The organism is Streptomyces sioyaensis (assembly GCF_004122735.1).
Classification (GTDB): Bacteria; Actinomycetota; Actinomycetes; order Streptomycetales; family Streptomycetaceae; genus Streptomyces; species Streptomyces sioyaensis.
This window is the reverse complement of sequence record NZ_SDIF01000195.1, coordinates 1-7980: the sequence shown is the minus strand read 5'-3', so window position 1 is coordinate 7980 and position 7980 is coordinate 1. Positions and strand designations below refer to the sequence as shown.

The window sequence follows — 7980 nt, the reverse complement described above, 5'->3', positions numbered from 1 at the left end:
GCGGTAGGGGCCCGGGGGTACGGCGAAGCCCCCCGCCCGTGAGGGGCGAGGGGCTCGGCGGTGCCGGATGCGGGGGTGCCGCGGCTCAGAATTCGTAGTCGGCGATCACCCAGGTGGCGAATTCACGCCACTGTGTGGCGGCTGCCTGGTGGGCCGGATGCTCCAGGTAACGCGTGAGGGCGTCCGTGTCGGCCACGGCCGAGTTGATCGCGAAGTCGTGGGCGATCGGGCGGTCGGTGATGTTCCAGCCGCACTCCCAGAACGTCAGCTCCGGAATCTCGCCCTCCAGCGCCGCGAACGCCCGCGCACCGGCCTGGACGCGCTCCTCGTCGCGGGAGACGCCGTCATTGAGCTTGAACAGGACCAGGTGGCGGATCACAGCGGCCTCCGAGGGGGCGGGGCGCAGTCGGACCGGGTCGGCCGGCTGGGCCGGGGCGGGCGCCGGCCGATCGCGGGTCGGCCCCTCGGGCGGCGCCGGCGCCACCGGTCGGATCCGGCTCCTAGAGCGTGTCCGCCCTAGCTGATCAGCTGGGTCATGAACTCGCCCACGCCCTGAGCGGCGGACGAGATGCCCTCGAAGCCTATCTGGACCAGGTCGGCGGCCCGCTTGGGGGTGGTGATGATCGTGTACAGCACGAAGACGATGAGGACGTACAACGCGATCTTCTTGGCCTGCGCCATCAGCCCGACTCCCCTACGCAGTCCCTTGCGGCAGTGCCTGCAGTTCCCGTCTGCAGTCGGGCGAGTGTAACCACACGTGTTCGATCGCGGGAGCCGGGCCGGCGGGGCGGGCGCCGGTCCGTCCGCGCTATCCGACATCCGTTACTGATCTCTACTTTATGGACCAAAGACCCTCCAAAGGGGGCCCTTTGCCTGCCTGTTGAGGCGGCTCCCGGCGGCACCATGGGGAGCGTGGCCCGCTGAATCTGGCAGGAATTCAGGGGGCCGGGAGGGACCTCACTGCGGGGTCCACGCCGACCGTCCCCGGACGGCGGCGCGGACTTGGGGGTTCGTCCGCATCGGGGGGAGCGGTCGTCGTTCGACGCCGCTTCCCCCGCCCGACCCAAGCCCCGCCTCGGAGCCGCCCCCGGAGACCACCGGGGGCCCTGGACACCGGCCCGAGGCGGGGCTCCGTCGTGCGTGCCCGGAGGGCCGGCGGCGATCTGCCGGACTCGTACGCGGCCGGTGTGACGTGCTCTTCTCCCGCGGCCGCAACCAAGACGAAGTGCCCCCGCGTCCTCCACCCCGTACGACTCGGATGTCCCCGGGCGCTCCGCCTCGCCGGGTCCGGACGGGCCGGCATGCATCATGTACGCGACACAACGGAGCGCGGCAGCGCGTCGCGCCGCGGCGCGCTGCCGCGTGGGGACCAGAAAGGAACACGGGCTCCAACGATGAAGATCGACTGGGACCGGCGTACCTGCGCGCGCCGCGGGCACATCACCTACCTCCCGCAGGAGGAGCACCTCCGGGAGAGGCTGCACGCCGCCACGGCCCTCGGCGAGGCCTGGCGCTGTCTGCGCTGCGGCGATTTCGTCCTCGGCGACCCGCACGGCTCCGGTCCGGCCGCCGACGCCCCGCTGGTCCCGCGCGGCAAGGTCCTGCGTGATCTGTTCATCCTGCGGTTCCTGGCGGTCGAGCGGGCGGTGCGCGGGGTGTTCATCGTGCTGGCCGCGGTCGGCGTATGGCAGTTCAGCAACCAGAAGGACGCGGTCCGCCGGTTCGTCGACGAGTACATCGCGGTGCTCCGCCCGGTGGCCCGGCACTTCCACTACGACCTGGACCACTCGCCGGTCGTCGGCACCATCCAGAAGACCTTCGGCTACCAGCACTCCACCCTGCTGCTGGTGGCCGGGCTGCTGCTGGCCTACGCCCTGGTGGAGATCGTCGAGGGCGTCGGCCTGTGGCGCGCCAAGCGGTGGGCGGAGTATCTGACGGTGGTGGCGACGGCGGCCTTCCTGCCGCTGGAGATCTATGAGCTGACCGAGAAGGTCAGCTGGCTCAAGGTTGCCACGCTGGTGATCAACATCCTCGCCGTGCTCTACATCGCGGTCACCAAGCGGCTGTTCGGGCTGCGCGGCGGCCGCGCGGCCTTCGAAGCGGAGCGGCACAGCGCCTCCCTGCTGGAGGTCGAGACCTCGGCCGGAGTACCTGCCGCCGCCCATAATGGCTGAACGCTCGATCCAAGGGGGAACCACACCATGTCCATGAACTCCGCACCGTCCCGGCTCGATTCGTCCCGCGCGACGGCCCGGCCCGCCACGCAGGAGCGGACCGCCCCGCGCATGCCGCGGCGGCGGCCGGCCGTCGTCCTGGCGCTGCTGGCCGGCCTGCTGGCCGCGGCCGTCGCCCCGGCAGCGGCGGCGGGCCGGGGCGCGCCGGACACCGCACGGGTGGTGACCACCGCGAGCGCCCCGGGCCACGACGCCTCGGTACGGGCCGCGGCCGCCCCCGCGCGGGCCGCCGCCGCCCACCGGCACGCCACGCAGCTCACGTCGGCCTTCAAAATCAAGAAGTCGAAGTGGAAGTCGAAGGCCAAGAAGAAGGGCGGCTTCTTCAAGAAGCTCGGCATCTTCCTGGTCGTGCTCTTCATCCTCTTCCTCGTCGTCGTGGCCCTGGTGATCTGGCTGATCGTGCGCTTCTTCCGCCGCGCGGGCCGCAACCGGCGCAACGGCTAGCGTCCGATGGGCCAGGGTCGGTAAGGGCGCTCCCGTCCCCGGCCGCCGCGACGCGCTCAGCCGTCGCGGCGGCCGGGGACGGCCCGGTCCGGCGACCGTGAGCAGGTGGCCTGAGGCATGCCGGCGCTCCAGCTGGCCAGGGCGAGGGCGAAGAACACCTGGGCCGAGAGTCCACGAACTCCCGGTAGCGGCCCCGGGTTTGGCCTTCGGCGCGTCGTCGAAGTCGTCGCCCTCCTGCTGGCGCTCGCGCCTGCCGCTCGGTCGTCGGATGACCCGGAACACCTCGTGCCCGTCGTGGTTTCGGCGAGGTCGTACGGAGGCCATGAAAGCCGGCGTAAGAGACCGGCGTGCCGCACAGTTGCTGCACGGAGCACGACGAAAAACCGCCCCTGACCTGTTTTCGCAGGTCAGGGGCGGTTCTTTCGAGCGGTAGCGGTGGGATTTGAACCCACGGAGGAGTTGCCCCCTCACGCGCTTTCGAGGCGCGCTCCTTCGGCCGCTCGGACACGCTACCGAGAGAGAGCTTAGCCCACGGGTGGCCGTGCGCCGAAATCGGATTCCGGGAAGGGGCCGCCGAGGCATCGCCGTGCTGGTCAGCGGTCACGGAAGAAGGCGGTGAGCAGCTCCGCGCACTCGGCTTCGAGGACCCCGGTGATGACCTCGGGGCGATGGTTGAGACGACGGTCACGGACGACGTCCCACAGCGAGCCGGCCGCGCCCGCCTTGGCGTCGCGGGCGCCGTAGACGACCCGGTCGATGCGGGCGAGCACCAGCGCACCCGCGCACATCGTGCACGGTTCGAGGGTGACGACGAGCGTGCAGTCGGTCAGCCGCCAGTTCCCGACGTTGTCGGCCGCCGCGCGCAGCGCGAGGATCTCGGCGTGGGCCGTCGGGTCGCCGGTGGCCTCGCGGGCGTTGTGGCCGGTGCCGAGGACCGTGCCGTCCGCGGACAGCACGACGGCGCCCACCGGGACATCACCGGTCCCGGGGGCGCGGGCGGCCTCGTCCAGCGCCTGCCGCATCGGTGCGATCCACGGATCGCGCAGCGGGTCGGGCGCGGGGGAGGGAAGAGAGGCGGAAGGGGGGACGGTCATGCCCCCAGTGTCGGGGACGTGACCGGGGGGCCGGGCCCACCCCTGGGTGCGGGGGCCCGGCCGGGCCGTTCAGCGCACGGCTTCGAGGACCTCCGTGCAGCCCAGCGAGTCGGCGATGGTGCCCAGCGCATCGCTGTCGAGGGCCAGCAGCTCCTTCTCGCTGACGCCCAGGTCGGCCAGCAGGGCGGCGTCGCCGAGCGGACCGCGCGGCGGGCCGTCCGAGCCGTTCACCGCCTCCAGGGTGTCGTCGTCCACGTTGTCGTCGGGGTCGGGTTCGCCGTCCTCCGTGCCGTCCAGGTCGAGGCTGTCGAGGTCGTCGGCCGCATCGTCCTCCTCGCGGCCGAGCAGCTCGTCGGTCAGCATTGCCCCGTACGAGCTTTTGGCGGCGGCGGCGGCGTTGGAGAGGAAGACCCGTGGGTCGTCCTCACCATCCACCCGGATGACGCCGAACCAGGCGTCCTCCTGCTCGATGAAGGCCACCACCGTGTCGTCGTCGACCGCCGCCTCTCGGGCCAGATCGGCCAGATCGGTCAGCGTCTCCACATCGTCGAGCTCCGTATCGCTCGCTTCCCACCCGTCTTCGGTGCGCGCGAGCAGTGCGGCGAAGTACACCGTGACTCTCCCACTGGTCATAGGCGTGCCGGGCCGGGCGGGGCGGCGCTGCACGCCGTTGGTCCCGCCCCTTTCGGAATCGTGGCAGAAACATCGCCGCCGCGCGGGGTCTTCGGGGCTGCGTCGTGCGGAGGTTGTGAGAGATGTCGCTCACGTGCCGCAGCGCAGACGGGGGCGCGGGGGTGTTCCGCTACCAGCGGAATGTACGCATCCGCATGGCCTGGCGCATGCGTTCGGCCCGGGCACGGCGTGGCTGGACGCGGTTGCGCAGCTCCTTGGCCTCGTGCAGTTCGCGCAGAAATTGCGCACGGCGCCGTCGGCGCGCCGCTTCCGTCCCGTCGTCCGGGGCCAGGTCCTGGCCGCCGGGGACGGCGTCGTTCGAGTCGTCGGTCCGATTGCGGTCGAGCACGCGCACACCACCTCGGGCGGAATCGTCGCCCTCCGGCAGAAGAGCCAATCGGGCGTACGTGCCCCCTTTCCCTCCTTTCGGTGGTTTGATGCCCGCCACGTGCGGCGGTTGCGCCGGTCGGCCGGGCACTGCACGGCGGGCGCCGGGGCCTTCCGGCTCGGTTACTGTCGAGGGCATGCGGATCCACGTCGTCGACCACCCGCTGGTGGCGCACAAACTCACCACACTGCGCGACAAGCGCACCGACTCCCCTACTTTCCGGCGGCTCGCCGACGAGCTGGTCACCCTGCTCGCCTACGAAGCCACCCGTGATGTGCGCACCGAGCGGGTCGACATCGAGACCCCGGTGACGGCGACCACCGGTGTGCGGCTGTCGCACCCGCGTCCCCTGGTCGTACCGATCCTGCGGGCCGGTCTGGGCATGCTGGACGGCATGGTCCGGCTGCTGCCCACCGCCGAGGTCGGCTTCATGGGCATGGTCCGCAACGAGGAGACGTACGAGGCGCAGACCTACGCCACGCGGATGCCCGACGATCTTTCGGGCCGTCAGGTGTACGTCGTCGACCCGATGCTCGCCACGGGCGGCACGCTGGTCGCGGCGATACGTGAGCTGATCAAGCGCGGTGCGGACGATGTCACCGCGATCTGCCTGCTGGCCGCGCCGGAGGGCGTGGAGGTCATGGAGAAGGAGCTGGCCGGCACGCCGGTGACGGTGGTCACCGCGGCGGTCGACGAGCGGCTCAACGAGGCCCGCTACATCGTGCCGGGCCTCGGCGACGCGGGCGACCGCATGTACGGCACGGCCGGCTGAGCCGACCGCCCGCTTCCCGCCCTTCTCACCCGCTCACTGTCCGGGCCCTGCATCACGCGTGGTGCAGGGCCCGTCCGCGTACGGTCAGCACTTGGCGTCGCCCTTGGGTGCCGGGGACGGATGGCTCAGCAGGGCCAGGGACTTCGCGGCGTCCTTCTGGGCGGTCAGTGCGGTGAAGGCGTCGCCGATGATCAGGTCGAGGTCGGCGCCCTTGCGGGCGTCGGTCTTCCGCTGTGCGCCGGTGAGCTGGGTGGAGAGCACCTTCATCGGGCCGTCGGCCGCCGCCGCGGGGCCGAGCAGTATCCCGGCGCCCTTGACCTTCTTGTCGTAGGCGGCGGGGGCGTTGCCCACCTTGCCGATCTTGAAGCCGCGCTTTTCGAGCTCGTCGGCGGTGCGCTTGGCGAGCCCGGAGCGCGGGGTGGCGTTGAAGACATTGACGGTGAGGGTGCCGGGGGCGGGCAGCTTGCGGGTCGCGTTCCCGGCCTGGGCGGCCGCCGTCTTGGCGCTGTCGGGGCAGTGCCGCTCGCCCTGGGCGGCATGGGCGGTGTTGGACCGGCCGCCGAACACGTCGATGAGCTGCAGGGTGCCCCAGGTGGCCAGGCCGAGGGCGACGGCCGTGGCGACGATGGTGAGGGCGATCCGGCGACGGTGGCGGGGGCGGCGCATCCGCGGATACCTGTCGCCTGTGATGCGGTACTTACCGCCCATGCCCGGGGGCGTCAGCATGCTCATGGGGCGCAGCGTAGTGCGGGCGGCGGTCCGTGCCTACTAGATGATCAACGCGTGGCGCGAGACCCAACCCAAAAGGGTCAATTCGGACAGGGTGGGTTGGGTGCTGTCGGGCGCTAAGAGGGGGTTTCGGCCTGTTGGGCGGGGTGGCCGCGGCGCGTCAGTCGAGTTCGAGCACGCGGGCGTGCAGCACCTGGCGCTGCTGCAGGGCCGCGCGTACCGCGCGGTGCAGCCCGTCCTCCAGATAGAGGTCGCCCTCCCACTTCACGACGTGCGCGAAGAGGTCGCCGTAGAACGTCGAGTCCTCGGCGAGCAGCGTTTCGAGATCGAGCTGCTGCTTGGTCGTCACCAACTGGTCGAGGCGTACCGGGCGCGGGGCGACGTCCGCCCACTGGCGGGTGCTTTCCCGGCCGTGGTCCGGGTACGGCCGACCGTTTCCGATGCGCTTGAAGATCACACGGAAAGCCTACCGGGCGAGCGGCATTGGGCGCAGCCACGCCGCAGCAGTGTAAAAGGATCATTGGTGGCAAATTTGGATCATTGGGGAGCGGCGGCCCGGAGGATATGGCCGGAAGTGACCCGAACGGCCTACGGCGCCCCGCGGTGCGGCGGCTTCCGGACGCGCGCCGCGCCCGTAGGTCACCACTTGCCGGCGGCCGCCAGGCTCGGCTGCCAATACGTGACCGTGGCGGTGCGCGTGTCGACGCGGACCGGGGCGCCGTCCAGGCCGACCTGGGTGGGGGCGGCGCGGGCGGCCAGGGCGACGCCGAACTGGGAGATGCGGTGGTGGCGGTGGCCGGTGCCGCCCCGTCCGCCGGCGCGGGTGACGACCGTGGCATAGGCCGTGGCGTCGGGCTTCAGGAAGACCGGGGTGAGCGGCCGGCTGGCACCGATCGCCGGGAGGGGGCGCCGGCCGTCACCGAACCGCAGCAGGGGGTAGGGCATGCCGGCGAAGTCGCAGGTCCGGTTGGAGATGTTGGTGACGGTCAGCAGCATCCGGCCGTCCCGTCGCGGCATCGGGCCGGCGTGGAACCGGAGCATGTCCGGGGCGCAGGCTGCCTGGCTGCCGGGGGCGGGGGGAAGATTCCGGCCGTCTCCCGAGGGGGGCGGCGAGACGGCGGTGACGGGGCCGTCGGCCCGGCCGTCGTAGCCGCGGCAGGCCGTGGCCAGGGCCAGCGCGGCGGCGACGAGGAGACCTGCGACGACGACCCGGCTGAGGGCGGCGGTGAAGGGCATAAGGAGCTCCCCCGGGACGGTGGCGTGAACACGACCTTCGGCGCGGGTGCTGGCGATCCGCTAACGCGTGGCTAACGCGGGCCGGCCCCGGCGGGCCGCGGACTGTCGCGGTCCGGGAACGGGGCGGCGGCTGGATCGGTGGAAAGGGCATCAATCTCTCAATGTACGGCCTGAGTTGAGGGGGATGCCGGGTGTGGCGCGGTACTGCTGCTCTCCGGGGTGGGGGTGGCCGACGGGGGCGCGGCGGTGCCGGTGCGGCCCTCGCCGGGCTGCGTGGCCGGCGGGGCCGAGGGGGAGCTCGAACGGGGCGGCCGCGTGGTGCCCGGGGGCGCACCGGAGGGGCCGGTCCCGTGGCGCGGTCCCGTCGACGGCCCGCTCGGGGAGGGCGCGGGAGCGGAGCCGCTGTACGTG

The 7980-nt window shown here is 72.1% G+C and carries 11 protein-coding genes, 1 tRNA gene and 1 pseudogene; 4 read left to right on the top strand and 9 right to left on the bottom strand.

From position 1 onward, the window contains the following. Positions 1 to 85: 85 nt before the first annotated feature. Both EST54_RS32265 and EST54_RS34805 read right to left on the bottom strand, forming a co-directional pair. Complete coding sequence (locus EST54_RS32265) at positions 86 to 379, bottom strand: Dabb family protein (RefSeq protein WP_129251236.1); 294 nt, start codon at positions 377 to 379, stop codon at positions 86 to 88. A gap of 137 nt (positions 380 to 516) precedes the next feature. Continuing rightward, positions 517 to 681, bottom strand: a complete 165-nt coding sequence (locus EST54_RS34805) for a hypothetical protein (RefSeq protein ID WP_167511642.1) — start codon at positions 679 to 681, stop codon at positions 517 to 519. 713 nt (positions 682 to 1394) lie between these two features. Here EST54_RS34805 and EST54_RS32260 point away from each other — a divergent pair. Both EST54_RS32260 and EST54_RS32255 read left to right on the top strand, forming a co-directional pair. Further along, positions 1395 to 2174, top strand: a complete 780-nt coding sequence (locus tag EST54_RS32260) for a DUF2127 domain-containing protein (RefSeq protein WP_129251235.1) — start codon at positions 1395 to 1397, stop codon at positions 2172 to 2174. 27 nt (positions 2175 to 2201) lie between these two features. Then, positions 2202 to 2678: a hypothetical protein gene (locus EST54_RS32255; RefSeq protein ID WP_129251234.1), complete on the top strand. Its 477-nt coding sequence runs from the start codon at positions 2202 to 2204 to the stop codon at positions 2676 to 2678. Positions 2679 to 3105: 427 nt separating this feature from the next. On the opposite strand, the gene EST54_RS32250 is transcribed toward EST54_RS32255, so the two are convergent. From EST54_RS32250 to EST54_RS32235, 4 genes are all read right to left on the bottom strand, one after another. Continuing rightward, a tRNA-Ser gene (locus EST54_RS32250) sits at positions 3106 to 3192 on the bottom strand. A 79-nt stretch (positions 3193 to 3271) separates the two neighbouring features. Next, entirely contained in the window at positions 3272 to 3772 is a 501-nt protein-coding gene (gene tadA, locus EST54_RS32245; protein ID WP_129251233.1) for a tRNA adenosine(34) deaminase TadA, read from the bottom strand. Between the two features lie 69 nt (positions 3773 to 3841). Beyond that, complete coding sequence (locus tag EST54_RS32240; protein ID WP_239013174.1) at positions 3842 to 4405, bottom strand: tRNA adenosine deaminase-associated protein; 564 nt, start codon at positions 4403 to 4405, stop codon at positions 3842 to 3844. A gap of 169 nt (positions 4406 to 4574) precedes the next feature. Beyond that, positions 4575 to 4793, bottom strand: coding sequence for a hypothetical protein (locus EST54_RS32235; RefSeq protein ID WP_239013571.1), 219 nt, complete (start codon positions 4791 to 4793; stop codon positions 4575 to 4577). Between the two features lie 175 nt (positions 4794 to 4968). Between EST54_RS32235 and upp the strand changes: the two genes are divergently transcribed. Beyond that, the gene (gene upp / locus EST54_RS32230; protein WP_093484300.1) at positions 4969 to 5604 is read left to right on the top strand and encodes a uracil phosphoribosyltransferase; all 636 of its coding nucleotides are present in this window, start codon (positions 4969 to 4971) and stop codon (positions 5602 to 5604) included. Between the two features lie 84 nt (positions 5605 to 5688). Here upp and EST54_RS32225 read toward each other — a convergent pair whose 3' ends face one another. The 3 genes from EST54_RS32225 to EST54_RS32215 all read right to left on the bottom strand — a co-directional run bounded on the left by EST54_RS32225 (position 5689) and on the right by EST54_RS32215 (position 7569). After that, positions 5689 to 6336, bottom strand: coding sequence for a LytR C-terminal domain-containing protein (locus tag EST54_RS32225; RefSeq protein WP_129251231.1), 648 nt, complete (start codon positions 6334 to 6336; stop codon positions 5689 to 5691). A gap of 157 nt (positions 6337 to 6493) precedes the next feature. Further along, a complete protein-coding gene (locus tag EST54_RS32220; RefSeq protein WP_006604254.1) occupies positions 6494 to 6790 on the bottom strand; it encodes a type II toxin-antitoxin system VapB family antitoxin in 297 nt (98 codons plus the stop codon). A gap of 182 nt (positions 6791 to 6972) precedes the next feature. Continuing rightward, positions 6973 to 7569 (bottom strand): DUF4232 domain-containing protein, encoded by a 597-nt coding sequence (locus EST54_RS32215; RefSeq protein ID WP_129251230.1) that lies wholly within the window; start codon positions 7567 to 7569, stop codon positions 6973 to 6975. Positions 7570 to 7788: 219 nt separating this feature from the next. On the opposite strand from EST54_RS32215, the pseudogene EST54_RS35135 reads away from it, so the two are divergent. Next, positions 7789 to 7980, top strand: a pseudogene (locus EST54_RS35135) (hypothetical protein); the annotation flags it as partial.

Bases quoted from the DNA above. Each gene is read 5' to 3' on its own strand.
- EST54_RS34805 (WP_167511642.1), bottom strand. From the start codon at position 681: ATGGCGCAGGCCAAGAAGATCGCGTTGTACGTCCTCATCGTCTTCGTG.
- EST54_RS32260 (WP_129251235.1), top strand. From the start codon at position 1,395: ATGAAGATCGACTGGGACCGGCGTACCTGCGCGCGCCGCGGGCACATC.
- EST54_RS32255 (WP_129251234.1), top strand. From the start codon at position 2,202: ATGTCCATGAACTCCGCACCGTCCCGGCTCGATTCGTCCCGCGCGACG.
- tadA (WP_129251233.1), bottom strand. From the start codon at position 3,772: ATGACCGTCCCCCCTTCCGCCTCTCTTCCCTCCCCCGCGCCCGACCCG.
- EST54_RS32240 (WP_239013174.1), bottom strand. From the start codon at position 4,405: ATGACCAGTGGGAGAGTCACGGTGTACTTCGCCGCACTGCTCGCGCGC.
- upp (WP_093484300.1), top strand. From the start codon at position 4,969: ATGCGGATCCACGTCGTCGACCACCCGCTGGTGGCGCACAAACTCACC.
- EST54_RS32225 (WP_129251231.1), bottom strand. From the start codon at position 6,336: ATGAGCATGCTGACGCCCCCGGGCATGGGCGGTAAGTACCGCATCACA.
- EST54_RS32215 (WP_129251230.1), bottom strand. From the start codon at position 7,569: ATGCCCTTCACCGCCGCCCTCAGCCGGGTCGTCGTCGCAGGTCTCCTC.